Consider the following 25,589-nt stretch of genomic DNA (forward strand, 5'->3'; position numbering starts at 1 on the left):
CAATGCTACGCGGGATCGGCGTCCTCGATCGCCGCCTCGAGCCGATCGATCTTCGCATCCAGCTCCCCCTTGTAACCGGGACGGATGTCGGCCTTGAGCACGAGCGACACCCGCGAACCGAACGGCATGACGGCCTCCGTCGCCCGCTTGACGACGTCCATGACCTCGTCCCACTCCCCTTCCAGCTCGGTGAACATGCTGGTGGTGCGATGCGGCAGACCCGATTCGCGGACGATCCTGACAGCAGCGGCGACGGCGTCGTGGACGGATCCGTCCGCACGGCCGGTGCCGGACGGAGCGACGGAGAAGGCGATGAGCATGGTTACCTCCGGGTGGGGATGGGGGTGCGGATGATCGCGCGGATGCCGATCACGAACAGGACGACGAGGAGAAGGTTGCGGACCGTGAGCAGCAGCACCGGGACGAGCTCGGTGCGCAGCAGCGCATCGTACGAGAGCGGATAGATCAGGCAGGTCAGCCCGCAGAGCACCAGGACCAGCGCCGCGGGTGCCCCGGCCCTCGCCCTGTCGTACACGAACCACAGGATGATCGGCGCGATCAGCCAGGTCTGGAACTGAGGCGAGCCGACCTTGTTCGTCACGATGAGCGCTGTCACGAGGGTCAGCGCCACCGGCGGGAAGAGGCGCCGGAACGCCGCGCCGCGGAAGCTCTTCACCGCGGCGAGCGCCGCCGCGGCGGCGACCGCGACCGCCATCACCGGTGTCAGCACCGCGGAGACGACCGCCACCCCGGGGCCGTCGACCTGGAAGGTCAGGATCTCGAAGCTGTAGCCGACGGATGCCGCGCCCGCCCGAGCCGCCCAGAGGTACGGCGTCGCGGCCACGGCTTCCACCTGGAGTCCGCGCCCGGTCTGCTGGGAGAGGAAGGCGAACAGGTGCTGGTCGGCGCCCAGGAGGAACAGGACGACGATGAGCGCGGCGGACACGGCGGCCGCCGTCGCGAGGACCCGAAGCCGGGAACGCGCCGCGATCAGGGCGGCGAGCACGAGCGCCCCCGGCCACACCTTGATCCAGGCACCAAGCGTCAGCAGCGCGGCGCCGACGGCGGGATGCCGCACGAGCAGGAGTCCGCCGGTCACGGCGAGCGGCACGGTCACGGCGTCGATGCGGTACAGCGCGATCGGCCCGAGCAGCAGCACGGCGGCGGTCCAGAACCACGCCGCGACGCGACGGGGACCCGAGGGACGACGCCGTACGAGCATCGCGAAGGCAATGGCATCCAGGCCTGTCACGAGCACTGCCCAGGCCACGAGGTACGCCGCCGACGGACCCCACAGTCCCACGAACGGCAGCGAGATCGCCTTCGCGAGCATCATCGGCACGAGGGCGAGCTGCGGGTACACCCACGGCTCGGTGATGCCGACGATCGTCCCGCCTGTCAGAGCAGAGGTCGCCCAGGGCTCGTAGACCAGGACGACGTCGCCCATCGGCTGGCTCGGATACACCCAGCCGAGCCAGGCCGTTACGGCATGCACAGCGAGGAACGCGGCCCACAGGGGCACGATGCGCCGGTTCACGACAGCAGATCCCCGATCGCCGAGGGCAGCGCCTCGGCGACGTCCAGGGCGACGATCGGATGGCCGGGCGGGCCGTCCGACATGCCGGCGGCGATGCGGGCCGCGCGGGCATGCAGCCATGCCCCGGCTGCGGCCGCCGGGGCGAGCGGCGCGTCGGGGTTCGCGGCGATCACGGCGCCCAGGACCCCGGCGAGCACGTCGCCGCTGCCGGCCGTGGCCAGCCATCCGGGAGCTGTCGGCAGTTCGATCACGACGCCGTCGGGGGAAGCGACGAGAGTGCGGGAGCCTTTCAGCAGCAGCGTGCTTCCCAGGGCCTGCGCCGTCTGCACGGCCTCCACTACGCGATCGGCCCCCGTCTCGAGGCCGAGCCGTTCCCGGAGTCGGGAGAACTCCCCCGCGTGCGGCGTCACGACGACCGGCGCCGTCGCCTCCGGCGCGAGATCCAGCGCCCCGGCGTCGACGACGACGGGGATCTCACCGCGGAGGATCCCTCGCAGGGCCGCTGTCTCCTCGGCCGTGCGCGTGGCGGCATCCGTTCCCGAGCCGAGCACCCAGGCGTCCGCGCGCGTGCGTCCGAGGTCGTCCGCAGCGACGGTCTCCGGGCGCCGCGCGAGCACGGCGTCCCGCGCCGAGCCGACGTACCGGACGTATCCTGCTCCCGCACGCCACGCGGCTTCGACGGACAACACGGCCGCGCCGGGGAATTCCGCCGATCCCGTCCGCAGCGCGACGACGCCGCGGGAGTACTTGTCGTCGTCCGGCCCCGGCGCCCTCACGAAGCGGAGGCTGTCCTCCCGCCGCCACTGACGCACCTCGACCATGCGATCAACGGTACCGGCACGGCCTTCGCCCCCGCGCGCGGCGGTACCGTCGAGGGGTGAGTCTGCTCTTCTCCCCGTTGCGTCTGCGTTCCGTCACGTTCCCGAATCGCCTGTGGGTGTCCCCCATGTGCATGTACAGCGCCGTGGACGGCGTCGTGCAGGACTGGCACCGCACGCACCTGACCCAGTTCGCCTCCGGCGGCGCCGGACTCGTCGTCGCGGAGGCCACGGCGGTCCTTCCCGAAGGCCGCATCAGCCCGCGCGACGCGGGCATCTGGACGGAGGAGCAGCGCGAGGCGTGGGAGCCCATCGTCTCCGGCATCCACGCCCGCGGCGCCCTCGCCGGGATCCAGCTCGCCCATGCCGGACGAAAGGCGTCGACGTGGTGGCCCTGGGCCGAGCAGCGCGGTTCCGTCCCGGCGTCCGAGGGCGGATGGATCACGTCCGCGCCGTCGGCGGTGGCGTTCCACGGCTTCGACACGCCCCGGGCTCTGGATGCCGCGGGGATCGATGCCGTCGTGGCCGCGTTCGCCGCGGCAGCCCGACGGGCTCTGGATGCCGGATTCGACGTGCTCGAGCTGCACGGAGCGCACGGATACCTGCTCCACCAGTTCCTGTCCCCGCTGTCGAACCTGCGCGAGGACGAGTACGGCGGATCCCTGGAGAATCGCGCACGACTGCTGCTGCGCGTCCTCGACGCCGTGCGGCGGACGGCGGGCGAGGAGGTACCGGTCTTCGTGCGCATCTCCGCGACCGACCACGCCGACGGCGGATTCTCGCCCGAGGAGGCCGCCGTCGTCGCGGACTGGGCGCGAGAGCGCGGCGCCGACCTGATCGACGTCTCCAGCGGCGGCCTGGTCGCGCATCAGCGCATCGACGTGTTCCCCGGATACCAGGTGGGGCTGGCGGGCACCGTCCGGCGCGGAGGACGCATCCCGACCTCTGCCGTGGGTCTCATCACCGCCGCGGAACAGGCCGAGCGCGTCCTGGAGGACGGCGAGGCCGACGCGATCTTCGCCGGCCGGGAGTGGCTGCGCGACCCGCACTTCGCGCTGCGCGCCGCGCACGAACTCGGCGTGGAGATGCCGTGGCCGCCGCAGTACGAGCGCGCGCGGTGGCGGTGAGATCCTCACCGCCACCCCGCTGAATCACTCTCCGCGGTGGACGACGCGTCTGGTCGCGTCCTGCACCTCGCCGACCAGTTCCTCGAGGATGTCCTCCAGGAACAGCACCGCCGTGGTCTCGCCCTGAGCGTCACGGACCTTCGCGAGATGACGACCGGCCCGGCGCATCACCGCGAGGGCGTCCTCGAGGTCGGTGTCCTCCTGGACCGGGACCATGTGGTGGATCCGCTTCGCGGGGATCGGCTCGACCGCCCGCTGCGCGGCGTCCTCGCCCTCGGCGGCCCGCAAGATGTCCTTGAGGTGCACGTAGCCGACCGGGGCGTCCGCCTCGTCCACGATCACGTACCGCGAGAATCCGTAGCGCGCCACGGCGCGCTCGATCTCGTCCGGCGTGGTGGTCTGCGGCAGCGTGACCAGGTCGGCGAGCGGCACGGCCACATCCCTCGCCTTCTTGTCGGTGAACTCGACCGCCGCGGCCACCGTGCCCGCGGCATCCGCCAGCACGCCCTCGCGACGCGACTGGTCCACGATGGTCGCCACCTCGTCGATCGTGAAGGTCGATGCGGCCTCGTTCTTCGGCTCGACCCGGAACAGGCGCAGCACGCCGTTCGCCGCGGTGTTGAGCACCCAGATGACGGGATGGAACACCTTCGACACCCAGACCAGCGGCGTGGCGAGGATCAGAACCGCGCGGTCGGGCACCGAGAACGCCAGGTTCTTGGGCACCATCTCACCGAACACGACGTGCAGGAAGGACACCAGCACCAGCGCGATCACGAAGGCGGTGACGTCGACGACGGCATCCGTCCATCCGATCGCGTGCATCGGCACGGCGAGCAGGTGATGGATCGCAGGCTCGGACACGTTCAGGATGAGCAGCGAGCAGATCGTGATCCCCAGCTGCGACGTCGCGAGCATCAGCGTGGCGTGCTCCATCGCGAACAGCGCGGTCTTCGCGGCTCGCGAACCCTGCTCGGCGCGGGGCTCGATCTGCGAGCGACGGGCGGAGATCACGGCGAACTCGGCGCCGACGAAGAAGGCGTTGCCGGCCAGGAGCACGACGAGCCAGACCAGTCCTGCCCAGTCGTTCATCGGGGCACCTCCTCGATCGGGGCGTCCACCGGCGTCGGCGTGTAGCGCAGGCGATCGACACGTCTGCCGTCCATGCGCACCACCTCCAGCACACCGCTGTCGAGCGTGACCTCGTCGCCCGCGGCCGGGACGCGCTCGAGCACGCTCATGACGTATCCGGCCACGGTGTCGTAGACCTCCCCCTCGGGGACGTGAACGCCCGTGCGGCTCTGCAGCTCGTCCGGACGCAGCTCACCGGGGAACGTGATCGAGCCGCGTCCGCGGACGATGCCCGCCCTGGTGCGGTCGTGCTCGTCGGAGACCTCGCCCACGATCTCCTCCACGAGATCCTCGAGGGTCACGAGTCCGGCGGTCCCGCCGTACTCGTCCACGACGACGGCGAGCTGATAGCCCTTGGCGCGCAGCTCGGCGATGAGGGTGTCGAGGTGCACCGTCTCGGGGACGCGCAGCGGCTCGGTCGACAGCGCCCCGACGGGCACGTCGGCGCGGCGCTCGCGCGGAACGGAGACGGCGGCCTTGAGGTGCACGACGCCGGTGATGTCGTCCAGATCCTCGTCGTACACCGGGAAGCGGCTGTGGCCGGTCCGGCGGGCCAGCTGGATGACGTCCTCGACGGGATCGCCCGCCGACAGCGCGTGCATGCTCGGCCGGGCCGTCATGACGTCCGCCGCGGTGAGACGCGCGAACGTGAGGCTGCGATCGAGCAGGCTCGCCGTGTCGGCCTCGAGCATGCCGGCGCTCGCCGAACGGCGGACCAGCGACGAGAGCTCCTCTGCGCTGCGCGCTCCGGAGAGCTCCTCCTTGGGCTCGACGCCCATGGAGCGCAGCACCGCGTTCGCGCTGCCGTTGAGCAGCGCCACCACGGGCTTGAACACCGCGGTGAACGCGACCTGGAACGGCACCACGAGCTTCGCCGTCTGACGCGGCAGCGCGAGTGCGAAGTTCTTCGGCACGAGTTCGCCGAGGATCATCGAGAGCACGGTCGCGACCAGCATCCCGACGACGGTCGAGGTCGGTGCGACCACGGCCTCGGCGATCCCCCACGAGATCAGCACAGGACCGAGCAGGCGCGAGATGGCCGGCTCCATCGTGTATCCGGTCAGCAGCGTCGTCAGGGTGATCCCGAGCTGCGCGGAGGACAGATGCGTCGAGGTGTGCTTGAGGGCGCCGATGGTCATCGACAGGCGGGACTCGCCGCGCGCCTGACGCGCTTCGAGTTCGGCGCGGTCGAGGTTCACCAGCGCGAACTCACTCGCGACGAACAGACCGGTGCCGATCGTGAGCAGGAGCCCCACGCCCAGCAGGATGTAATCCATCAACTGTCTCCCTCCTCAGTGCGGAAGGGCGGGCGGTGGGGCGAGATACTGCAACTGGGAGGGTCGTCCATAGTGGGTAGATTCTACAGACCTTCGCCGTGATGTCGCCCGGTTGTCCCTCTTCGCCGCCCCCGGACTCGCGCTGCCGGTTGCCGCCGCTGGTTCTGCTACACCTTTCGACGAATGCCACTGATGTTTTCAGTCGCATTCGTCGAGAAGTGGCGCAGAAGCGGATGCTGCGCGACGACGGGCGCCGCAGGAAGCGGACGTTCACCAGGGGCGGAAACCCGCCGAAGGACGGGGGCGCGCTGAGCGCATCCCGTCTGCGGTGAGGATGTCGTAGAGCTCGCGAGGTCTGCGCAGCGCCGGCGTCCGCCATCGCGACGCACCGGACACGACCCGACGCAGCGCGTCCGCACGGTCCTTCTCGGCGATCAGAGCCTGCTCGGCATTCCTGCCGGCCAGCAGCGCGGGGTCGAGATACTTGCCGACGCCGTCGAACTCCCCCGCGTGATCCTCGTGTTCCCAATAGAAGTCGGGGTGGACCAGAGTCCCGTCCAGAAGCCGGATCGGATGCTGGAGCAGAGGCGGCGGGAAGCCGAGTCGATGGATCAGCACACGGCTGTGGGACTCGCGCACCGAGTCCGACAGGTGGGTGCCGAACTCGAGCGTGCGCTGCGCCTTCACCAGGCCGCGCCGGATGCTGCCGTTCTCGAGGATCGCGTGGAGCTCGTCCTTCGTCGCGAGCGCCCCGCCTTCTCGCCGCCACCAGAGCACCTGATCGATCACCACGACCCCGAGCGTGAACGGCAGCACGGCGGCGAGGTCCATGGCCGTCTGAGCGGCCGAGGTGACGAAATGCTCGTTCCACTGTTCGGTCTCGGCCTCATCGGTCCCCATCGACCGACGACGGATGAGTCCTGTGGAGCGTCCACCGTTCGCGCGTGCGACCCGCACGTCGACGGACTGCGGCCACTGCCCCAGCACATCGATGTCATGGATCGCTGCTGCGGCGAAGTGAGAGAACACCACCTGCCCCTGCAAACGGCTCATCGCCTCGTGGACGCGCTGGCGATGCCGCTCGATCGGTCTCAGAGCGCCCCATGGCTCCGTGAGCGCGTAGCTGCCGCGGGCGATGCGCACCACCCTGCCGGAGTCCATCGCACGGCGCACGTGGCGGTAGTCGATCGGGTCGGATCGACGCTCGCCGGTGCGCGTGACCACCACCACGGAATCCTGCTCGAGGGTCATGCACCCCAGCATCCGCTGCGCCGCACGCCCGCACACGCAGAATCCCACGTCCCTGTGGAGAACCCGCTGCTTCTCCCCTGCCGTGTAGATCGACTCCGCCCCGCCCCTTTCCCTCAGGTTCTGCGACACCTTTCGACGAATGCGCCAGAAAGGAGCTGTCGTAGATGCGGAAAGGTGTAGCGAAACCGGGGAAGGCAGCGCGCGAACCGCAGGCCGGGTCACCAGCTGACGGGGAGCGCCTTGCCCTCCTCGTAACCGGCGGCGGACTGCAGACCCACGAGGGCCCTGTCATGGAACTCCGGCACGCTCGCCGCCCCCGCGTACGTGAACGAGGACCGCACCCCGGACGTGATCATGTCCAGGAGGTCCTCGACGCCGGGGCGCAGCGGGTCGAGATAGATCTTCGACGACGAGATGCCCTCGGCGAACAGCTCCTTGCGCGCGCGCTCGTAGGGGTCCAGGCGCCCGAAGCGGGCCTGGACGGCCTTGGTCGAGGCCATCCCCCAGGACTCCTTGAAGATCCGGCCCTCGCCGTCGGTCTGCAGCCGCCCGGGAGCCTCGATCGTGCCGGCGAACCAGGATCCGATCATGACGGACGCCGCCCCCGCGGCGAGCGCGAGCGCCACGTCGCGCGGATAACGCACTCCCCCGTCGGCCCACACGTGGGCGCCGAGTGAGCGAGCGGCCTCCGCGGTCTCGAGGACCGCGGAGAACTGCGGACGTCCCACGGCGGTCATCATGCGGGTGGTGCACATGGCGCCGGGTCCGACGCCGACCTTCAGGATGGACGCGCCGGCATCGACGAGGTCCTTCACGCCGTCTGCCGTGACGATGTTGCCCGCGACGAGCGGGATGCCGAGATCGAGGGCGGACACGGCGGCGAGCGCCGAGAGCATCCCCTCCTGGTGGCCGTGTGCGGTATCGATCACGAGGACGTCAACGCCGGCCGCGGCGAGCGCCTTCGCCTTCCCGGTGACATCGCCGTTGATGCCCACGGCCGCGGCGACCGCCAGTCGTCCGTCGGCGTCCACCGCAGGGCGGTAGAGCGTCGAGCGCAGCGCGCTGCGGGCGCTGAGGGTTCCGACCAGGTGGCCGTGGTGGACGATGCTCACCGTCTCGACCCCGGCCTCGGTGATGAGGTCGAAGGCCTGGCGGCCGTCGGTGACGTCCTCGGCGTCCAGCGACGGCGTCCCGGCGTGCACGAGGTCGCCGAGCTGCGCGTCGGGCAGGGCAGTCGCGAGCCGCGTGGCGGGCAGGATGCCGCGAATGCCGGACGCGTCGATCCGGCCGTCCCCCTCCGCCACGACGATCCCATGCCCCTCCGTGGCCGGCAGCAGCTCGAGCGCGTCGGCGACCGTCGCACTCGGCGGCAGCACCAGCGGCGTGTCCCATGCGACCGGCTGCGCCTTGACGTCGCGGATCGCGGCGTCCAGCTCCTGAAGCGGCATGTCCTGCGGCAGGACTCCGAGCCCGCCGCGTCTCGCCAGCACCGCCGCGAGGCGCGGCCCGGTGACCGAGTTCATGTTCGACGCCACCAGCGGGAGGGTCGCCGGCGTCCCGTCGTGGGGCGCCAGATCCACCTGCAGACGACTGGTGATGCCGGATCGTCGAGGCACCAGGAACACGTCGGAGTAGGTGAGGTCGACGGTGGGCTGAGGGCCGAGGAAGTCCATACCCCCACGGTAGCTTTCCGCACGCCGGATCGGTCGTGTCCTGTCGCCTATTCGGGGGACAAAACACGTTAGGCTTGATCTTCGAGAACGCACGGGGCGGGGGACGTCCTGACCCTGTGCGTGGCACAGAGCTTCAGCGATGAAAGAGGGCGATCGAGCGTGTCGAGCCAAGGGACCGGCGTCGGGTCATCGGGCGACGGGGGGTTCGGAGCCAATTCCTGGCTCGTCGACGAGCTCTATGAGCAGTTCACGGCGGACCGCAACTCCGTCGACAAGGAGTGGTGGCCGATCCTCGAGAACTACCAGCCGGATGCCGCGGCGAAGGCCGCACCCGCGGATGCCTCCCCCGCCCACCCGGTGACGGCGCCCATCCCGGTGATCGGCTCGCAGCCGGTCGCGCGCACCACCGCCAAGCCGGCCGCGCCCGCGCCGATCCCGGCCCAGGCGCCCAAGCCCGAGGCGAAGACCAAGCCCGCCGAAGAGGCGCCCGCCGAAGAGGACAAGGTCACGACGCTTCGCGGCATGACCAAGACCCTCGCCGCGAACATGGACGAGTCGCTCACCGTCCCCACGGCGACGAGCGTTCGAACGATCCCCGCCAAGCTGATGATCGACAATCGCATCGTCATCAACAACCACATGTCGCGCACGCGCGGCGGCAAGATCAGCTTCACGCACCTGATCGGCTGGGCGCTGATCCAGACGCTGAAGGACTTCCCCAGCCAGAACGTGTTCTACGCCGAGGTCGACGGCAAGCCCTCGGTCGTCGCTCCGGCCCACGTGAACCTCGGCATCGCGATCGACCTCCCGAAGCCCGACGGCACGCGCGCTCTCATGGTGCCGAGCATCAAGCGCGCCGAGTCGCTGACCTTCGGCGAGTACCTGTCCGCCTATGAGGACCTCGTCACCAGGGCCAGGGCGAACAAGCTCACGGCCGCCGACTTCCAGGGCACCACGGTCTCGCTCACGAACCCGGGCGGCATCGGCACGGTCCACTCGGTCCCCCGCCTGATGAAGGGCCAGGGCTGCATCATCGGCGCCGGCGCCCTCGAATACCCCGCGGAGTTCCAGGGCGCGAGCGAGAAGACGCTCAACGAGTTCGCGATCGGCAAGACGATCACCCTGACCAGCACCTATGACCACCGCGTCATCCAGGGCGCGGGGTCCGGCGAGTTCCTCAAGAAGGTGCACGAGCTGCTGCTCGGCCAGCGCGGCTTCTACGACGACATCTTCGCGGCGCTGCGCATCCCGTACGCCCCGATCCGCTGGAACCCGGACATCGCCGTCGATCTCGCCGAGCGCGTCGACAAGCAGTCCCGCGTGCAGGAGCTCATCAACTCCTACCGGGTGCGCGGCCACCTCATGGCCGACATCGACCCGCTCGAGTACGTGCAGCGCTCGCACCCGGACCTCGAGATCGAGAGCCACGGGCTGACCTTCTGGGACCTCGACCGCGAGTTCGTCACTGGCGGCTTCGGCGGCAAGCGCGTCATGAAGCTGCGCGACATCCTCGGCGTCCTGCGCGACTCGTACTGCCGCACCCTCGGCATCGAGTACATGCACATCCAGGACCCGGAGCAGCGGCGCTGGTTCCAGGAGAAGGTCGAGGTCAAGTACCAAAAGCCCGGTCACGACGAGCAGCTGCGCGTGCTGCGCAAGCTCAACGAGGCCGAGGCGTTCGAGACCTTCCTGCAGACGAAGTTCGTCGGCCAGAAGCGCTTCTCGCTCGAGGGCGGCGAGTCCCTCATCCCCCTGCTTGACGAGATCCTCCAGGGAGCGGCGACCGCCGGTCTGGACGGCGCCGCGATCGGCATGGCCCACCGCGGACGCCTCAACGTGCTGACCAACATCGCCGGGAAGACGTACGGCCAGGTGTTCCGCGAGTTCGAAGGAACTCAGGCCCCCGGCAACCAGCGCGGTTCCGGCGACGTGAAGTACCACCTCGGCACCGAGGGGACGTTCGTGGCGGACGACCGCTCGGAGCTGCCGGTCTACCTGGCCGCGAACCCCTCGCACCTCGAGACCGTCGACGGCGTGCTCGAAGGCATCGTCCGCGCCAAGCAGGACCGCAAGCCCATCGGCACGTTCTCGTGGCTGCCCATCCTCGTCCACGGCGACGCCGCGTTCGCGGGTCAGGGCGTGGTCGTCGAGACCCTGCAGATGTCGCAACTGCGCGGGTACCGCACGGGCGGCACCGTGCACGTCGTGGTCAACAATCAGGTCGGCTTCACGACGACCCCCACGGATGCCCGCACCTCCGTGTACGCCACGGACGTCGCCAAGACGATCCAGGCGCCGATCTTCCACGTGAACGGCGATGACCCCGAGGCCGTCATCCACGTCGCGCAGCTCGCGTTCGAGTACCGCGAGCGCTTCCACCGCGACGTCGTGATCGACCTGGTGTGCTACCGCCGCCGCGGGCACAACGAGGGCGACGACCCGTCGATGACGCAGCCGCTGATGACCGACCTCATCCAGGCGAAGCGCTCGGTGCGCAAGCTCTACACCGAGTCGCTCGTCGGACGCGGCGACATCACGGAGGAGGAGTACGAGCAGGCCAAGGACGACTTCCAGCGTCGTCTGGAGGTCGCCTTCGCCGAGACGCATGCGGCCGAGACGGGCGCGACCCCGATCGCGCCGGTCCTGGCTCCCGTCGAGGCCGCCGTCGGAGCGCCGGAGGTGACCGGCGTGGCCGCCGAGGTCATCCACCTCATCGGCGACGCGTTCGTCAACAAGCCCGAGGGCTTCACGGTCCACCCGAAGATCCAGCAGCTGCTGGACAAGCGCAGCGACATGAGCCGCAACGGCGGCATCGACTGGGGCTTCGGCGAGCTGCTCGCCTTCGGCTCGCTGCTCGTCGAGGGCACGCCGGTCCGGCTCGCCGGGCAGGACTCCCGGCGTGGCACCTTCGTGCAGCGCCACGCCGTGCTGCACGACCGCGCGAACGGGCAGGAATGGCTGCCTCTGGCGAACCTGTCCGAGAACCAGGGCCGCTTCTGGGTGTACGACTCGCTGCTCAGCGAGTACGCCGCCATGGCGTTCGAATACGGTTACTCGGTCGAGAACCCCGAGGCGCTCGTGCTCTGGGAGGCGCAGTTCGGCGACTTCGCCAACGGCGCGCAGTCCGTCATCGACGAGTACATCTCGGCCGCCGACCAGAAGTGGGGACAGCAGTCCAGCGTGACGCTGCTGCTCCCGCACGGCTACGAGGGCCAGGGCCCCGACCACTCGTCCGCCCGCATCGAGCGCTTCCTCCAGCTGTGCGCACAGGACAACATGATCGTGGCGCGTCCGTCGACCCCGGCATCCCACTTCCACTTGCTCCGCCGTCAGGCCTACGCGCGGCCGCGCAAGCCGCTCATCGTCTTCACCCCGAAGGCCATGCTGCGCCTGCGCGGCGCGACGAGCCCAGTCGAGGCCTTCACGCAGGGACGTTTCGAACCGGTGCTGGACGACGACCGCGGGCTCGAGCGCAGCGCCGTCAAGCGCGTGCTCGTGCACTCCGGGAAGATCCACTGGGATCTGCGCGCAGAGCTGGAGAAGAACCCGAACCCGGAGGTCGCCCTGGTACGGCTGGAGCAGCTGTACCCGACGCCGATCGAGGGCCTGAAGGCGATCACGGACTCGTACCCGAACGCCGAACTGGTCTGGGTGCAGGACGAGCCGGAGAACCAGGGGGCGTGGCCGTTCCTCGCCCTCGCGTTCGCCGACGTCCCCGGCCCGCGGCAATTCCGCACCGTTGCCCGTGCCGCCTCCGCGTCGCCGGCCACCGGCTCCTCGAAGGTCCACGCGCTTGAGCAGGCCGACCTGCTCAAGCGCGCGCTCACGATCTGAGCCGTCCACGACGAAGCCCACCCGCCTCGGCGGGTGGGCTTCGTCGTTCGAGCGCTCAGTACCAGATCGCCAGCAGCGGTGCCTCGGCGGCGCGGAACGCGTCGTCGAGGGATGCGGCCATCTCGGCGGACGCCTTCAGCCGGCCTGCCGCACGCAGTCGCACGGCGCTCACTCCCCCGACGCACATGGCCGAGAGCGCGGCGATGTCGAGGACCGCGTCGGCCGGCGCGTCGTCGGCGACCGCCGATACGGACGCGCGCCCGTCGGCGCCGACGACCAGGCGCCAGGCGCCGTCCGCGAACCCGAGCGGGTCCTCTACGCGCAGAACCGCGTCCAGGGCGGCACGGTAGGTCCGGGCGCCGAGCACGCCCGGCACGTCGAGGATGCGCAGCCATCCATGGTCGTGCACGGTCACCTCGACCGCACGTTGATCGGCGACGAGCCAGGTCACCGGATCGTCGACGGGACGCAGGTCGGCTGTCACCGTGTCGACCAGGTCGTGCTGCACGGCGAAGGACCAGAGGGCGACGAGGGCGTCGGGAGTCACGGCGGAGAGATGATGCACCTCGAGCGCGAACCGGAACGCCCCGGGGACCTCGGTCAGCTTGTAGGCCAGCACTCCGCGCACGGCGCCGTCGGCATCCCGATAGTGCACTCCGCGGATCGCGGTCGCGGAGGGATGCCCGGCGGAGAGCCCGGCCATGCGTGCCCAGCGCCCGTCCCACCCGGCGATCTGCCCCGGACGCTGCGTGCGTGCGACTTCGTGCAGGGCGCCCAGATGCGCCTTGAGCGTCTCGCGGTCGATGTACTCGACGCGGCCGGGCACGTCGGGACCGATCCAGCCGGCGCGTCGCGTGTCGATCTTCACCCGCGCCACCGGGATCGCCGACGCGAAGCCGTAGCGCCCGTAGATGGTCGCTTCTGAGGCGGTGAGACCGGCGACGGGGACGCCGGCACCGGCAGCGGCGCGCAGCTCCCCCTCCAGCAGCGCCCTGGCGATGCCACGGCGACGGTGGGTGCCGGCGACCGTGACCGAACTGATCGCCCACATCTCGACCTCCCCGCCCGGGACCGTCAGCGGCGTCGCCCAGGAATTGACGGTGGCGATAGGCCAGGAGCCCTCGGTGGCGGCGGCGGGGAAGACGCCGATGTTGCGTCGTTCGGTGAGCCCGGGGCGATCTCCGTCGATCTGCTCGGCGGAGGGATCGGAATCCAGGAATCCGCGCGCATCGGCGCGGAGGAACGCCTCGGTGTCGGCGTCCGACGAGGTGTCGATCAGGCGATACGTCAGGTCCTGAGCGGACAGCCGCTCGGCGGAGGTGGGGTCGACGGGGATGCTGCGTGCGTCGGTCATGCCACCCAGCCTATGGGCAGGCTCCGACGCGCGGCGGATCAGTGCGCCGAGGCCTGCACCGCGCGGAGCCTGGCGAACACCTGATCGCGGAGCTCCTCCGGCGCGGTCTCCTTGCAGGCGCGCGCGAGCACCTCGGTCAGCGTCGTCGCCACGAGCGCCTCGTCCCGGCATCCGGGGCAGTTCTCCAGGTGCTCGCGGATCTCGGCATGCTCGGTCTTGCAGACCTCGTTGCGGAGATATTCCTCCAGATCCTGGCGTGCCTTCTCGCAGCCGCAATCCGTCATTTCCTGCTCCTCGTACCGGCCGCGGAGATTCCTCGCTCCGCGGCGTAATCTGCCAGCAGCTCCCGCAGCATCCGCCTGCCACGGTGCAGACGGCTCATCACGGTGCCGATGGGGGTCTTCATGATGTCGGCGATCTCCTGATAGGCGAAGCCCTCGACGTCGGCGAGGTACACCGCCAGCCGGAAGTCCTCGGGCAGCTCCTGCAGCGCATCCTTGACCACGGACGCGGGCATGCGATCGATCGCCTCGGCTTCGGCGGACCGACTGTGCGAGGCCGTCGTCGACTCCGCTCCGCCCAGCTGCCAGTCCTCGAGCTCGTCGATCGTGCCCTGGAAGGGCTCGCGCTGCTTCTTGCGATAGATGTTGATGTACGTGTTCGTGAGGATCCGGTACAGCCACGCCTTGAGGTTCGTACCCTGCGAGAACGACGACCACGAGCCGAAGGCCTTCACGAAGGTCTCCTGCACGAGATCCGCCGCGTCGGCGGGGTTGCGGGTCATGCGCATGGCCGCGGCATAGAGCTGATCCATGTACGGGATCGCCTGCGCCTCGAACTCGCGCCGGGGGTCGCCGACCGTGTCGGCAGGTGCGGTGTCATCCATCACCGGCCAGTCTAGGCCGACGATGTCCGCGAAATCCTGATCGACCGTCGCGATCATCACCACTCCTCCTCGGCGTTGTCACCGCCGTTCACTACAGTGGAAACCGATGAGTGACAACCGGTATTCCCCCGCCTCCGTCCGTGGCGCCTACCTCGCGCCCACCGCCGATTCCGCCGTGCACGCCGTCGTGACCGTCCCCGGCTCGAAGTCGCTGACCAACCGCGAGCTCATCATCGCCGCGATCGCGGACGGTCCCGGCCGTCTCGTCGCCCCGCTGCACTCCGACGACTCGCGTCGCATGGTCGAGGCGCTGCGTGCGCTCGGCACCGGGATCGAAGAGGTGGATGCCGGGCGGGAGTTCGGCCCCGACCTCGTCGTGACCCCGGCAGCGCTCACGGGCGGCGTCACGATCGACTGCGGTCAGGCCGGCACCGTGATGCGCTTCATCGCCCCGCTCGCAGGCATCGCGGCGGAGGATGTTCATCTCACGGCGCATGAGACCGCCCTGCATCGTCCGATGGGGGCGATGATCACGGCGCTGCGCGATCTTGGCGTCGACATCGACGATGAGGGCACGTGGTCGCTGCCGTTCACCATCCGCGGCCACGGACGCATCCGAGGTGGACGCATCGAGATCGATGCCTCGGCTTCGAGCCAGTTCGTCTCCGGCCTGCTGCTGGCCGCTCCGCGCTTCGACGTGGGGCTGCACCTCGTGCACACCGGCGAGCACCTTCCGAGCCTCCCGCACATCGATATGACGATCGAGGCGCTCAGCCGCCGCGGCATCCGCATCGAGCGTCCTGCGACCGGCGAGTGGCTCGTCGAAGCCGGAGTCCCTCGGGCCAAGGAGATCGCGATCGAGCCCGATCTGTCCAACGCCGCGCCGTTCCTGGCGGCCGCCCTCGTCACCGGCGGTGACGTGACGGTCACCGGATGGCCGCTGCACTCCACGCAGCCCGGCGCTCTGCTGCCCGAGATCCTGCAGGCGATGGGAGCGCACGCCGGCCGGCAGCACGGCGACCTCACGGTGCGCGGCGGTTCCGGCATCCGCGGCGTCGACCTCGACCTGTCCGCGGCCAGCGAGCTCACGCCCACGATCGCCGGCCTCGCCCTCTTCGCGGACTCCCCCACCACGATTCGCGGGATCGGGCACATCCGCCTGCACGAGACGGACCGGATCGCGGCTCTGATCCGCAACATCCGCGCGCTCGGCGGCGAAGCCGAGGAGCTGAGCGACGGTCTGCGCATCGTGCCGCGCGAGCTCAGCGCCGGTACGTGGTCGGCGTTCCACGACCACCGCATGGCGACCACCGGCGCGCTCGTCGGACTGCGCGTGCCCGGTGTCGAGATCGACGACATCGGCACGACCGCGAAGACCCTGCCCGAGTTCACGCAGCTGTGGGAGCGGATGCTGGGGGCCCTGTGAGCTGGCTCGATCCCGACGACGACCTCGACGACGAGTTCGAGGAGTTCGACGAGTCGAGCATCCGGGTGCGGCCGAACCCGAAGGCCAACCGCCCGAGGACCAAGCGGCGTCCGGCGCACGTGGACGCGGAGATCGGGCGGGTGCTCGGCGTGGACCGCGGCCGCTACGCCGTGATGCTCGACGAGGGGACGACGGACGAACGCACCATCACGGCCACGCGGGCGCGCGAGCTGCGCCGCACTCCGATCGTCACCGGCGACCAGGCGAGAGTGGTCGGCGACACCTCCGGCGACGAGGGCACGCTCGCGCGCATCGTCGGCATCGTCGACCGCACGTCCCTGCTCCGCCGCAGCGCGGACGACACCGATCAGGTCGAGCGGGTCATCGTCGCCAACGCCGACCAGATGCTCATCGTGGTCGCCGCGGCGGATCCGGAACCCCGTCCGCGACTGGTCGACCGGTACCTGGTCGCGGCGCTGGATGCCGGGATCCGCCCGCTCCTCGTCGTCACCAAGACCGATCTGCACGACCCCTCCGTCTTCCTCGCGCATTTCGAGGGCCTGGAGCTGCAGGTGTTCACCAGTGCCCGCGACGAGATGCCGGTCGACGAGATCGGCACCGCGCTGATCGGGCACTCCACCGTCTTCGTCGGGCACTCGGGAGTGGGCAAGTCGACGCTCGTGAACGCCCTGGTCCCCTCGGCCGGCCGCGCGACGGGTCATGTCAACCAGGTCACGGGGCGCGGTCGGCACACGTCGTCGTCCACGGTGTCGCTGCGCTACGAGAGCGCGGAGGGCACCGGGTGGGTCATCGACACCCCCGGCGTGCGCTCGTTCGGACTCGGACACGTGGACCCCGGGAACATCCTCGCGGCGTTCACCGAGCTGGCGCGCATCGCCGAGGACTGCCCGCGCGGGTGCACGCACCTGGCGGACGCGCCGGACTGCGCACTGATCGAGGCGGCCGAGCGCGGCGAGCTCAGTTCCGCGGAGCTCGCACGTCTGGACTCCCTGCAGCGCCTGCTGCAGACGTTCGCCGACAAGGCCGAGCAGACGTCCGGACGTTAGGCTGGGGACGTGACTGAAACGCGCCTCGCCCCCGGTGACCCCGCCCCCGACTTCACGTTGCTCGATCAGGACGGCTCGAGCGTGCAGCTGGCCGACCTGCGCGGCGAGAAGGTCGTGCTGTACTTCTATCCGGCCGCCATGACGCCGGGGTGCACCACGCAGGCCTGCGACTTCCGCGACAGCATCGCATCGCTCCAGAGCGCCGGCTACCGCGTCGTCGGCGTCTCGCGCGACGAGCCCGCGAAGCTGGCCGAGTTCCGCGACCGCGATGCGCTCACCTTCACGCTGCTGAGCGATCCCGACCACGCGGTCCACACCGCCTACGGCGTGTGGGGCGAGAAGATGAACTACGGCAAGGTCGTCGAGGGCGTCATCCGCTCGACGTTCGTCCTCGACGAGCAGGGCGTCGTCACGCATGCGCTCTACAACGTCAAGGCGACCGGTCACGTAGCGCGACTGCGGAAGATCCTCGGCGTCGACGCCTGAGCCGGGCGGTCGCCCTCGGCGTCACTCCTCGCGAGTCGGGGCCTCGCGGCGCGCGCTGGCCAGCAGCAGCACGAGTCCCAGCACGCCGGGCGCGCCGACGGCGATGACGAACGCCCACGGCACCGGCTGGAGCGTGAGCGACGCGAGCGCCAGCGCGATCGCCAGCACCTGGAGGACCACGCCCCCGGAGCGCGCCCAGGAGCGTCCACGCAGCGCGCCGAACGCGAAGGCGACCAGAGCACCCGCGCCGATCAGCGTCAGCGCGATCAGAGCGAGAGCCGTCGCCAGGTTCGCGGCGCCGCCCGAGCCGAGTCCGAAGACCTCCATCAGGGCGATGACGAGAAGGGCCGCCCCTTCCAGGGTGAGGACGGCGGCCGCCGCACGGGCCAGGCCGGGAGCGTGCACGGTTTCTCCTGAGAATCGGATCTGAATGCACAAAACCCTTGATTTCGTGCGGGTGCTGTAACACAATGTTAACAGTCATGTGCTCCCACAGCGGCGTGGGGCGAGCATCCGCTCGCATCACTTCACCAGGGTAGCGGAACCCGATTCCCCGCCGCCCGAATCAGAGCCATCGAACGTCGTTGGTTCACGAATCCACACCAAGGAGCCCCCATGGACTGGCGCGACAAGGCCGCCTGCTTGACTGTCGACCCCGAGCTGTTCTTCCCCGTCGGGAACACCGGACCGGCCGTCGACCAGATCGAGAAGGCGAAGGCCGTCTGCGCCACCTGCACCGTCACCGAGATCTGCCTGCAGTACGCCCTGGAGACGAGCCAGGACTCCGGCGTCTGGGGCGGCCTCAGCGAGGACGAGCGCCGCGCCCTGAAGCGCCGCGCAGCCCGCGCCCGTCGCGCCAGCTGACCCGACCTGTGACGAAGGCCCCTCCGCGGAGGGGCCTTCTTTCGTGTGCGCCGGTCAGACAGTCACTTCTTGATCCAGCGCAGCGGGATGTCGATGGTCACCTCGGTGCCCTCGCCGTCAGTACCCTTCCACTCGATCGTGCCGCCGAGCTCGCCCTGGATGAGCGTGCGGATGATCTGCGTGCCCAGGCCCTGACCGACGCGCCCCTCGGGAAGTCCATGACCGGTGTCGGCGACCGTCACGCGCAGGTTCTCATCCGTTCGCGAGGCGTCGATCGTGACGAAGCCCTCCTGGCCGGCGAGACCGTGCTCGACCGCGTTGGTGACGACCTCGGTCAGCGCCAGCGCCAGCGGTGTCGCGTACTCGCTCGGCAGCACGCCGAAGTGCCCGCTCGATCGGGTCCGCGCCCGCGTGTTGGGGGCGGCGGCCACCTCGGCGACGAGCTTGAGCACGCGGTCGAACACCTCATCGAAGTCGACCTGCTGGGTGAGGCCCTGTGCCAGGGTGTCATGCACCACCGCGATCGAGTCCACTCGGCGCATGGCCTGCGTGAGCGCCTCGCGCGCCTCCTCCGAGTGCGTGCGGCGCGCCTGGATGCGCAGCAGCGAGGCGACGGTCTGCAGATTGTTCTTCACGCGGTGATGGATCTCGCGGATCGTCGCGTCCTTGGTGATCAGCTCCTGCTCCTGGTGGCGCAGCTCCGTCACGTCGCGGCACAGCACGATGGCGCCGATGCGGGTGCCGTGATCGCGCAGCGGGATCGCCCGCAGCGACACGGTGACGCCGCGCGCCTCGATGTCGGTGCGCCACGGCGCCCGTCCGGTCACCACGACGGGCAGTGACTCGTCCACCTGGCGCGTCACGGGGAGGATGCGCGTGGTCACCTCGGCCAGGGATTCCCCCTCGAGCTCGTCGTCGAAGCCCATCCGGTTGAACGCAGACAGCGCGTTCGGGCTGGCGAAGGTCGCGATCCCGTCCACGTCGATCCGGATCAGGCCGTCCGACGCGCGCGGGGCTCCGCGGCGCGGCGATGTCGGAGCAGCGAGGTCGGGGAACTCCCCCGATGCGATCATGCGGAACAGATCGTTCGCGCAGTCGTCGAACGTGATCTGCTGCCGGGACGGCGTCCGCGCCTCGCCGAGGTTCGTGTGCCGCGTGAGGACGCCGATCACCCGCGAGCCGTGCTCCGTGCGCTCCACGACGATCGGCACGGCGCGCACACGCGTCGGCGTCTCCTCGAACCAGTCCGGAGACGAGGAGTCGACGATCTCCCCCGCGTCGAACGCGCCCTGCACCTGCGTGCGCCACTGCGGCCGCACCCGTTCTCCGACGATGTCGCGGTAGAACAGCGTCGCCGCACCGCTGGGGCGCGTGTGCGCCACCGCGACGAAGGAGCCGTCGTCCGTCTCCACCCAGACCACGATGTCTGCGGAGGCGAGGTCGGCGAGGAGCTGTCCGTCACCGGCGAGGCGGTGCAGCCATTCGACGTCGCTGTCGGTCAGGCGGCCCTGCGCGAGGACGAGATCACTGAGAGTTGACACGTCTCCCAGCCTAGGGCGTGTCACCGACCCTGCACCGTCAGGCCGGCCTCCCCGCGTCAGTCGACCTTGACCGCGGAGATCTCGAACTCGAGGGTGATCTTCTCGGAGACCAGCACGCCACCGGAGTCCAGCGGCACGTTCCACTCCAGACCGAAGTCTCGGCGCTGGAGGCGCCTGGTCCCCTCGAATCCTGCTCGGAGCTTCCCGTCGGCATCGGTCTCGATGCCGATGAGCATGAGCGGGATCACGACCTGCTGGGTGACGTCGCGGATGGTGAGGTCGCCGGTGACAGCGAACGCGTTGTCGTCGACCTCTTCGATGTGGGAGCTCACGAAGGTGATCTCCGGCCATCGCTCCGCGTCGAAGAAGTCCGCGCTGCGCAGATGATCGTCGCGCTGCTTGTTTCGGGTGTCGATGCTGGCGACACGGAGGATCACCTGGGCCGAGGAGTTCGAGGGCTCGTCGGTGTCGACGTGCAGATTGCCCGCGATGTCGTTGAAGGAGCCGCGGACCGTGGTGACCATGGCATGACGGGCTGAGAACCCGATCCGCGTGTGCGCGGCGTCGAACTCCCAGTCGCCGTTGACTCTCTGGAGGTCGTTCATCTGACTCCTACCTGATCACGAGGGAGAGGATAACCGGATGAGCATACCAATCCGTCCGTTCGCCGTCTCGCCCGTCATCGCTCAGAGGACGGCGAGCGAGGTCGCACGCCACCGGCGGTCCAGCCCTTCCAACCGGATCGCGACCGCCCTGGTCCGGCCGGGCCCCGCGACGATCACGACGGCCTCGACCACCCCGTCGGCGGGCGCGGACCGCCGCACCGAGAGGATCTCGAACACCGGCCGGCTGGGACGGACGTTGCGCGCGCTGCGGGCTCGGGCGGACAGATTGGCGCGGATCACGAGCTTCGCGTAGGCCTCCTCGCTGAACCATCGGGCCAGCTGGTCCACCTCCCTCACACCGGCGAAGACCTCCAGCGCTCCTTGGGTGAGGCTGCGCAGCAGCGGCTCCGGATCGGGCAGCTGCGACGCCGGCGTCGGCTGCGGGGAGAAGTACTCGTGCAATGTCATGTCGTGCCGTTCTCGTGCGTGACGTGCCGAAAGTAGATCACGTCGCGCGGCCGGAAAGCGGTCTTCGCGAGCACATTGTGGATAACTCGTACATGCGGATCGCGCCTCCCCTACGCTCGATGCGTGCACTGGGATCGGCTGTTCGAGGACCTCGAGGGGCAGCTCGCCTCGGAATGGGAGGCGGAGCGCGCCGCGCTGGAGGCCGAGTCCGAGCGCCTGCGCATCTCCCGCCTCGGGCTGCGCGAGCGGCTGCGTGCTCTCCGCGCGAGGGATGCGACGATCACCGTCGAGCTCCCTGCGGGGCGCACGACCACCGGCGTCGTCGAGGAGATCGGTGCGGACTGGTTCGCGATCGCGGATGCGGCGCCCGCTCGCGGAACGGCGCTGATCCCGCTCGCGAGCGTCCGCGGCATCCGGATGGATCACGGCGCCCTGCTCTCGAGCCTCTCCCCCGATGCGGCCGCCGGCGCCGCGTCGGCGGTGCGCGAGCGCATGACGCTCGGCTTCGTGGTCCGCGACCTCGCCCGCCGACGGGTGCCGCTGACCGTCGAAGACGTCGACGGTCACCGGCGGCACGGCACCGTCGATCGCGCGGGGGCGGATCACCTCGATCTCGCCCTGCACGATGCGGGTTCGCCGCGGCGTGCACAGGACGTCCGCGGTCACGTCGTGATCGTCTTCGCCTCCATCGCGGCGATCGACGTCGGCCCGCACTGACGCGCTCTCACGCGTGCGGACTCACGGGCGGTGCGGCGTGGTGCCCCAGACCTCCGGGAAGCTCGCCTCGTTCGCCTGTCGCCACAGCGCCATCCGCCTTGCCTGCTCGGACTGCTCGTCCAGGTACTCGGCGAGACTGCTCTCCTCGATGCGCCAGCGCTGCGGAGATCCGAGCTGCGAACCGCGCAGTCGCCCCTCGTGGACGAGGGCGATGACCTCATCGACCTCGATGCTCAGCAGCTCGGCGACCTCGGCAGGGGCGAGGAAGCGCGGAGCGCGCGGGGACGGTTCGGGCATGCTCCTATTGTCCACGCTGGGCGGCATCGGCGCCTGGGACCGACACCCCTGTGGATAACTTCCGCTCGGCTGGACCGATTTCTGTGACGATGTCCTGCATGACCACCCCCACGCGCGCCCGCCGCACCCCGTGGGCCGACGCCCGGTTCTTCATCGGCGTCGCCCTCGTCGTGCTCTCGATCGTCGGCGTCTGGCTCATCGTCGACGCCTCCCGCAGCACGACGCCCGTGCTGCGGGCCGACCGGACGATCGTGCCTGGTGAGGCCCTGAGCTCCGCCGACTTCAGCGTCGTCGAGGTCTCGCTGGGCACAGCGGAGGACCAGTACCTCGCGCCGCAGGATCTCACCGCGGGTCACATCGCGACCCGCGCCATGGCCGAGGGAGAGCTGCTGTCTGCGGCAGCGGTCGGCGATGCGGACGACGCCCGCACGACGACGATCGTGGTGGAGAGCAGCGTGGGCCTTCCCGCCGAGATCGACGCCGGCACCGTCGTCGAACTGTGGCAGGCGCCTCCTCTCGAGGAGGGGTACGACGAGCCGCGAATCCTCGTGGCCGACGTGACCGTCGCCTCGCTCGTCGACTCCGAAGGGATGATGACACAGGACCGCCCCGCGGTGGAGCTCGTGATCGACCGTGCCGACGTGGCCGACGTGCTGTCGGCCATCACCGGCGGAGCGGCCCTGTCGATCGTGCCCCTGGGTTCGCGATGAGCGTCGTGGTCATCGCGATCGAGGAACCGCGGGCATCGGTTCTCGCCGAGGAGCTCGAGGACCTCGGCCTCGCGGTCGCGGCCGTGGTCCCCGTCGGAACGGTTCCCGATGCGGCGGTCGGGAAGGTCGACGCCCTCATCATGCCGGCCAGCAGGGCCGCGCTCACCGCCGAGGTCGTCGGGGCCTGCGATCGGGCCGGGATCCGCATCATCGCCCTCGGCGACGGGGAGTCCCGCCTGCTGGGCCGGTTCGGCATCACCGGGGCGCTGGCGTCGGATGCGGCGGCCGAGACCATCGCCGCCGCCGTGAGGACGGACGCACCCGGCCCCTCGTCCGGCGTGCCACGCGCGCAGTCGTCACGGGTGATCGCGATCTGGGGACCGCAGGGTGCGCCAGGACGATCCACGGTCGCCATCCAGCTCGCGGTCGAACTGGTCCGCACCGGCCACCGCACGGCGCTGCTGGACGCCGACAGCGTCGCTCCGTCCATCGCGTTGCTGCTGGGGCTCAGCGACGAGGCACCGGGGATCGCGGCCGCATGCCGTCGTGCCGAGCTCGGCGGCCTGGACGCCTCCGAGCTGACCCGGCTCGCCGCCGTCGTCGAGACGGCGGGCGGCGGCCTCGAGGTGCTCGGCGGACTCAATCGGCCGAGCCGATGGCCCGAACTCACCGCCCCGCGTCTGCGCGGCACGCTGACGGCCTGCCGGGAGTGGGTGGACCGCGTGGTCGTCGACACCGCCGCGGCCTTCGAGGCCGATGACGAGGTCACCTGGGATCTCGAGGGCCCCCGGCGTCACGCGGCGACCGCCGCGGTGCTCGCCGCAGCCGACGAGGTGATCGCCGTGGCCTCGGCCGATCCGCTCGGCATCGCGCGCTTCCTGCGCGACCATGCCGAGCTGCGCGGCATCGTGGGCGACGCGCCAGTGCGCGTCGTGGTCAACCGCGTGCGCCCGGGTCCCCTCGGGATCGATGCGCGCGGACAGGTGCGGCGCACCCTCGAGCGCTTCGCCGGCATCACCGACGTGACCTTCCTGCCGTACGATCAGCGCGCCGCGGACGCCGCACTGCTGCACGCCCGCCCGGTCGCCGACGTCAGCCCGCGCTCGCAACTCGTGGCCGGCATCCGACGGCTCGCGCAGACCGCGGATGAAACCGCGGCCGACGTCACTGCCGGTAGTCGGCGAGGAAGTTCCCGAGTCGCTCGATCGCGTCGCCGAGCACCCGCGGCTCCGGCAGCGTCACGACGCGGAAGTGATCCGGGGTGGGCCAGTTGAACCCGGTCCCCTGCACGAGGAGGATGTGCTCCGCGACGAGCAGGTCATAGACGAACTTCTCGTCGTCGTGGATGTCGTGGACGTTCGGGTCCAGTCGCGGGAACGCGTACAGCGCTCCCTGCGGCTTGACGCAGGAGACGCCGGGGATCGCCTCGAGCCCCTGCCACGCCACGTCGCGCTGCTCGTGCAGCCTCCCGGTCGGCGCGATCAGCGCGTCGATCGACTGCACTCCGGACAGCGCGGCCTGCACCGCGTGCTGAGCGGGGACGTTCGGGCACAGTCGCGTCGAGGCCAGGAGCGTGATGCCCTCGATGAACCCCTTCGCGTGGTCCTGCGGGCCTGTGATGACGAGCCAGCCGGAGCGGTATCCGGCGACGCGGTAGGTCTTGGACAACCCGTTGAAGGTGAGGCACAGCAGATCGGGGGCGAGGGTGGCCGTCGGGATGTGCACGGCGTCGTCGAAGAGGATGCGGTCGTAGATCTCGTCGGAGAGCAGCAGCAGCTCGTTCTCGCGGGCGATCTGGACGATGCCCTCGAGCACCGCGCGGGAGTACACGGCACCCGTGGGGTTGTTCGGGTTGATGATGACGATCGCCTTGGTGCGCGGGGTGACCTTGGCGCGGATGTCCTCGAGGTCGGGCTCCCATCCGGTGTCCTCGTCGCACAGATAGTGCACCGGGGTTCCGCCGGCCAGGCTGGTCATGGCCGTCCAGAGCGGATAGTCCGGGGCCGGGATCAGCACCTCGTCGCCCTCGTCGAGCAGGGCCTGCATGGTCATGGTGATGAGCTCGGACACCCCGTTGCCGAGATAGACGTCATCGGGATCGACCGGCGGGAACCCCTCGATCTGCTCGTAGCGGCTCACGACGGCGCGACGGGCCGAGATGATGCCCTTGCTGTCGCTGTAGCCGTGGGCGGTCGGCAGTGCCGCCAGCATGTCGTGCACGATCTGGTGCGGCGCTTCGAACCCGAAGATCGCCGGGTTGCCGGTGTTGAGTTTGAGGACCGTGTGGCCCTCCGCCTCGAGTCGCGCCGCCTCTGCCGGAACCTTGCCACGGATCTCGTACAGGACGTTCTTGAGCTTCGACGACTGGTCGAAGTGGCGCGAGTGGGTCATTGAGAAAGCCTACCGCCGCGAAGCGGATGCTCCTGGCCGTCGGGCCGATGCCTGTTCCACCGGCGCGACTGTGGACCTCTCCGGCGACCGGTACGATGACCGGCCGCCGGATCCGCTCACTTCTTCTCG

Annotated in this window: 25 protein-coding genes; 9 read left to right on the top strand and 16 right to left on the bottom strand. The window is 70.1% G+C overall.

The window, feature by feature from the left end; all coding sequences use genetic code 11:
• Positions 1 to 5 precede the first annotated feature (5 nt).
• Genes AC3RXZ_RS04350 through AC3RXZ_RS04360 form a run of 3 tightly spaced genes read right to left on the bottom strand, consistent with a single transcriptional unit; the run spans position 6 to position 2,358 of the window.
• The gene (locus tag AC3RXZ_RS04350) at positions 6 to 320 is read right to left on the bottom strand and encodes a thiamine-binding protein (protein WP_243224912.1); all 315 of its coding nucleotides are present in this window, start codon (positions 318 to 320) and stop codon (positions 6 to 8) included.
• Between the two features lie 2 nt (positions 321 to 322).
• Positions 323 to 1,537 carry a hypothetical protein gene (locus AC3RXZ_RS04355; protein WP_491493264.1) on the bottom strand — a complete coding sequence of 405 codons (1,215 nt, stop codon included), beginning with the start codon at positions 1,535 to 1,537 and terminating at the stop codon, positions 323 to 325.
• Entirely contained in the window at positions 1,534 to 2,358 is an 825-nt protein-coding gene (locus AC3RXZ_RS04360; RefSeq protein ID WP_243224910.1) for an ADP-dependent NAD(P)H-hydrate dehydratase, read from the bottom strand. Before AC3RXZ_RS04360 ends, AC3RXZ_RS04355 begins: the two co-directional genes overlap by 4 nt.
• Before the next feature lie 56 nt (positions 2,359 to 2,414).
• Between AC3RXZ_RS04360 and AC3RXZ_RS04365 the strand changes: the two genes are divergently transcribed.
• Positions 2,415 to 3,482, top strand: coding sequence for an NADH:flavin oxidoreductase/NADH oxidase (locus AC3RXZ_RS04365; RefSeq protein ID WP_243224909.1), 1,068 nt, complete (start codon positions 2,415 to 2,417; stop codon positions 3,480 to 3,482).
• Positions 3,483 to 3,506: 24 nt separating this feature from the next.
• Here the strand turns inward: AC3RXZ_RS04365 and AC3RXZ_RS04370 are convergent, their stop codons facing one another.
• The 4 genes from AC3RXZ_RS04370 to guaB1 form a co-directional block, all read right to left on the bottom strand.
• Positions 3,507 to 4,574 (bottom strand): hemolysin family protein, encoded by a 1,068-nt coding sequence (locus tag AC3RXZ_RS04370; RefSeq protein WP_243224908.1) that lies wholly within the window; start codon positions 4,572 to 4,574, stop codon positions 3,507 to 3,509.
• Positions 4,571 to 5,890 (bottom strand): hemolysin family protein, encoded by a 1,320-nt coding sequence (locus tag AC3RXZ_RS04375; RefSeq protein WP_243224907.1) that lies wholly within the window; start codon positions 5,888 to 5,890, stop codon positions 4,571 to 4,573. Before AC3RXZ_RS04375 ends, AC3RXZ_RS04370 begins: the two co-directional genes overlap by 4 nt.
• Positions 5,891 to 6,160: 270 nt before the next feature.
• Positions 6,161 to 7,141, bottom strand: coding sequence for a hypothetical protein (locus AC3RXZ_RS04380; RefSeq protein WP_243224906.1), 981 nt, complete (start codon positions 7,139 to 7,141; stop codon positions 6,161 to 6,163).
• Between the two features lie 218 nt (positions 7,142 to 7,359).
• Positions 7,360 to 8,814 carry a GMP reductase gene (gene guaB1 / locus AC3RXZ_RS04385; protein WP_243224905.1) on the bottom strand — a complete coding sequence of 485 codons (1,455 nt, stop codon included), beginning with the start codon at positions 8,812 to 8,814 and terminating at the stop codon, positions 7,360 to 7,362.
• Positions 8,815 to 8,973: 159 nt separating this feature from the next.
• Here guaB1 and AC3RXZ_RS04390 point away from each other — a divergent pair, with 159 nt between their 5' ends.
• Entirely contained in the window at positions 8,974 to 12,648 is a 3,675-nt protein-coding gene (locus AC3RXZ_RS04390; RefSeq protein ID WP_243224904.1) for a multifunctional oxoglutarate decarboxylase/oxoglutarate dehydrogenase thiamine pyrophosphate-binding subunit/dihydrolipoyllysine-residue succinyltransferase subunit, read from the top strand.
• Between the two features lie 55 nt (positions 12,649 to 12,703).
• On the opposite strand, the gene AC3RXZ_RS04395 is transcribed toward AC3RXZ_RS04390, so the two are convergent.
• From AC3RXZ_RS04395 to AC3RXZ_RS04405, 3 genes are read right to left on the bottom strand one after another with little or no spacing between them, the layout of a single operon-like run.
• Positions 12,704 to 14,002 carry a GNAT family N-acetyltransferase gene (locus AC3RXZ_RS04395; protein ID WP_243224903.1) on the bottom strand — a complete coding sequence of 433 codons (1,299 nt, stop codon included), beginning with the start codon at positions 14,000 to 14,002 and terminating at the stop codon, positions 12,704 to 12,706.
• Between the two features lie 38 nt (positions 14,003 to 14,040).
• Positions 14,041 to 14,286, bottom strand: coding sequence for a zf-HC2 domain-containing protein (locus AC3RXZ_RS04400; RefSeq protein ID WP_243224902.1), 246 nt, complete (start codon positions 14,284 to 14,286; stop codon positions 14,041 to 14,043).
• Positions 14,283 to 14,945: a sigma-70 family RNA polymerase sigma factor gene (locus tag AC3RXZ_RS04405; protein ID WP_283818069.1), complete on the bottom strand. Its 663-nt coding sequence runs from the start codon at positions 14,943 to 14,945 to the stop codon at positions 14,283 to 14,285. Before AC3RXZ_RS04405 ends, AC3RXZ_RS04400 begins: the two co-directional genes overlap by 4 nt.
• A 49-nt stretch (positions 14,946 to 14,994) precedes the next feature.
• Here AC3RXZ_RS04405 and aroA point away from each other — a divergent pair, with 49 nt between their 5' ends.
• The 3 genes from aroA to bcp are packed head-to-tail and all read left to right on the top strand — an operon-like array spanning position 14,995 to position 17,867.
• On the top strand, positions 14,995 to 16,314 hold the full coding sequence (gene aroA / locus AC3RXZ_RS04410) for a 3-phosphoshikimate 1-carboxyvinyltransferase (RefSeq protein ID WP_243224901.1): 1,320 nt from the start codon (positions 14,995 to 14,997) through the stop codon (positions 16,312 to 16,314).
• Positions 16,311 to 17,381 carry a ribosome small subunit-dependent GTPase A gene (gene rsgA, locus AC3RXZ_RS04415; RefSeq protein WP_491493265.1) on the top strand — a complete coding sequence of 357 codons (1,071 nt, stop codon included), beginning with the start codon at positions 16,311 to 16,313 and terminating at the stop codon, positions 17,379 to 17,381. Before aroA ends, rsgA begins: the two co-directional genes overlap by 4 nt.
• Positions 17,382 to 17,390: 9 nt before the next feature.
• On the top strand, positions 17,391 to 17,867 hold the full coding sequence (bcp, locus tag AC3RXZ_RS04420) for a thioredoxin-dependent thiol peroxidase (RefSeq protein ID WP_243224899.1): 477 nt from the start codon (positions 17,391 to 17,393) through the stop codon (positions 17,865 to 17,867).
• 21 nt (positions 17,868 to 17,888) lie between these two features.
• Here the strand turns inward: bcp and AC3RXZ_RS04425 are convergent, their stop codons facing one another.
• A complete protein-coding gene (locus tag AC3RXZ_RS04425) occupies positions 17,889 to 18,272 on the bottom strand; it encodes a hypothetical protein (RefSeq protein WP_491493266.1) in 384 nt (127 codons plus the stop codon).
• Between the two features lie 210 nt (positions 18,273 to 18,482).
• On the opposite strand from AC3RXZ_RS04425, the gene AC3RXZ_RS04430 reads away from it, so the two are divergent.
• Complete coding sequence (locus AC3RXZ_RS04430; RefSeq protein WP_243224897.1) at positions 18,483 to 18,731, top strand: WhiB family transcriptional regulator; 249 nt, start codon at positions 18,483 to 18,485, stop codon at positions 18,729 to 18,731.
• A 62-nt stretch (positions 18,732 to 18,793) separates the two neighbouring features.
• Here AC3RXZ_RS04430 and AC3RXZ_RS04435 read toward each other — a convergent pair whose 3' ends face one another.
• The 3 genes from AC3RXZ_RS04435 to AC3RXZ_RS04445 form a co-directional block, all read right to left on the bottom strand.
• Positions 18,794 to 20,272 (bottom strand): sensor histidine kinase, encoded by a 1,479-nt coding sequence (locus AC3RXZ_RS04435; RefSeq protein ID WP_243224896.1) that lies wholly within the window; start codon positions 20,270 to 20,272, stop codon positions 18,794 to 18,796.
• Positions 20,273 to 20,328: 56 nt separating this feature from the next.
• Positions 20,329 to 20,877, bottom strand: a complete 549-nt coding sequence (locus AC3RXZ_RS04440; protein WP_243224895.1) for a YceI family protein — start codon at positions 20,875 to 20,877, stop codon at positions 20,329 to 20,331.
• Between the two features lie 81 nt (positions 20,878 to 20,958).
• Positions 20,959 to 21,345, bottom strand: coding sequence for an Rv3235 family protein (locus tag AC3RXZ_RS04445; protein ID WP_243224894.1), 387 nt, complete (start codon positions 21,343 to 21,345; stop codon positions 20,959 to 20,961).
• 123 nt (positions 21,346 to 21,468) lie between these two features.
• Here AC3RXZ_RS04445 and AC3RXZ_RS04450 point away from each other — a divergent pair, with 123 nt between their 5' ends.
• Positions 21,469 to 22,062, top strand: coding sequence for a hypothetical protein (locus tag AC3RXZ_RS04450; RefSeq protein ID WP_243224893.1), 594 nt, complete (start codon positions 21,469 to 21,471; stop codon positions 22,060 to 22,062).
• Positions 22,063 to 22,083: 21 nt separating this feature from the next.
• On the opposite strand, the gene AC3RXZ_RS04455 is transcribed toward AC3RXZ_RS04450, so the two are convergent.
• Positions 22,084 to 22,359: a helix-turn-helix domain-containing protein gene (locus AC3RXZ_RS04455; protein ID WP_243224892.1), complete on the bottom strand. Its 276-nt coding sequence runs from the start codon at positions 22,357 to 22,359 to the stop codon at positions 22,084 to 22,086.
• Positions 22,360 to 22,457: 98 nt separating this feature from the next.
• Between AC3RXZ_RS04455 and AC3RXZ_RS04460 the strand changes: the two genes are divergently transcribed.
• Complete coding sequence (locus tag AC3RXZ_RS04460; protein WP_243224891.1) at positions 22,458 to 23,069, top strand: SAF domain-containing protein; 612 nt, start codon at positions 22,458 to 22,460, stop codon at positions 23,067 to 23,069.
• Positions 23,066 to 24,343, top strand: a complete 1,278-nt coding sequence (locus AC3RXZ_RS04465; RefSeq protein ID WP_243224890.1) for a CpaE/TadZ family protein — start codon at positions 23,066 to 23,068, stop codon at positions 24,341 to 24,343. The genes AC3RXZ_RS04460 and AC3RXZ_RS04465 overlap by 4 nt, the downstream gene beginning before the upstream one ends.
• On the opposite strand, the gene AC3RXZ_RS04470 is transcribed toward AC3RXZ_RS04465, so the two are convergent.
• The gene (locus AC3RXZ_RS04470; protein WP_491493267.1) at positions 24,234 to 25,460 is read right to left on the bottom strand and encodes a pyridoxal phosphate-dependent aminotransferase; all 1,227 of its coding nucleotides are present in this window, start codon (positions 25,458 to 25,460) and stop codon (positions 24,234 to 24,236) included. The two genes, AC3RXZ_RS04465 and AC3RXZ_RS04470, sit on opposite strands and share 110 nt — an antisense overlap.
• Positions 25,461 to 25,589: the final 129 nt, after the last annotated feature.

The sequence above is a fragment of the Microbacterium cucumeris genome (genome assembly GCF_058349845.2).

Excerpts from the sequence above, each read along its gene's own strand:
- AC3RXZ_RS04405 (WP_283818069.1), bottom strand. The coding sequence starts at position 14,945 with ATGATCGCGACGGTCGATCAGGATTTCGCGGACATCGTCGGCCTAGAC.
- AC3RXZ_RS04465 (WP_243224890.1), top strand. The coding sequence starts at position 23,066 with ATGAGCGTCGTGGTCATCGCGATCGAGGAACCGCGGGCATCGGTTCTC.
- AC3RXZ_RS04430 (WP_243224897.1), top strand. The coding sequence starts at position 18,483 with ATGGACTGGCGCGACAAGGCCGCCTGCTTGACTGTCGACCCCGAGCTG.
- AC3RXZ_RS04440 (WP_243224895.1), bottom strand. The coding sequence starts at position 20,877 with ATGAACGACCTCCAGAGAGTCAACGGCGACTGGGAGTTCGACGCCGCG.
- aroA (WP_243224901.1), top strand. The coding sequence starts at position 14,995 with ATGAGTGACAACCGGTATTCCCCCGCCTCCGTCCGTGGCGCCTACCTC.
- AC3RXZ_RS04370 (WP_243224908.1), bottom strand. The coding sequence starts at position 4,574 with ATGAACGACTGGGCAGGACTGGTCTGGCTCGTCGTGCTCCTGGCCGGC.
- AC3RXZ_RS04350 (WP_243224912.1), bottom strand. The coding sequence starts at position 320 with ATGCTCATCGCCTTCTCCGTCGCTCCGTCCGGCACCGGCCGTGCGGAC.
- AC3RXZ_RS04395 (WP_243224903.1), bottom strand. The coding sequence starts at position 14,002 with ATGACCGACGCACGCAGCATCCCCGTCGACCCCACCTCCGCCGAGCGG.
- AC3RXZ_RS04460 (WP_243224891.1), top strand. The coding sequence starts at position 22,458 with ATGACCACCCCCACGCGCGCCCGCCGCACCCCGTGGGCCGACGCCCGG.
- guaB1 (WP_243224905.1), bottom strand. The coding sequence starts at position 8,814 with ATGGACTTCCTCGGCCCTCAGCCCACCGTCGACCTCACCTACTCCGAC.
- AC3RXZ_RS04375 (WP_243224907.1), bottom strand. The coding sequence starts at position 5,890 with ATGGATTACATCCTGCTGGGCGTGGGGCTCCTGCTCACGATCGGCACC.
- AC3RXZ_RS04445 (WP_243224894.1), bottom strand. The coding sequence starts at position 21,345 with ATGACATTGCACGAGTACTTCTCCCCGCAGCCGACGCCGGCGTCGCAG.
- AC3RXZ_RS04380 (WP_243224906.1), bottom strand. The coding sequence starts at position 7,141 with ATGACCCTCGAGCAGGATTCCGTGGTGGTGGTCACGCGCACCGGCGAG.
- AC3RXZ_RS04400 (WP_243224902.1), bottom strand. The coding sequence starts at position 14,286 with ATGACGGATTGCGGCTGCGAGAAGGCACGCCAGGATCTGGAGGAATAT.
- AC3RXZ_RS04360 (WP_243224910.1), bottom strand. The coding sequence starts at position 2,358 with ATGGTCGAGGTGCGTCAGTGGCGGCGGGAGGACAGCCTCCGCTTCGTG.
- AC3RXZ_RS04455 (WP_243224892.1), bottom strand. The coding sequence starts at position 22,359 with ATGCCCGAACCGTCCCCGCGCGCTCCGCGCTTCCTCGCCCCTGCCGAG.
- AC3RXZ_RS04470 (WP_491493267.1), bottom strand. The coding sequence starts at position 25,460 with ATGACCCACTCGCGCCACTTCGACCAGTCGTCGAAGCTCAAGAACGTC.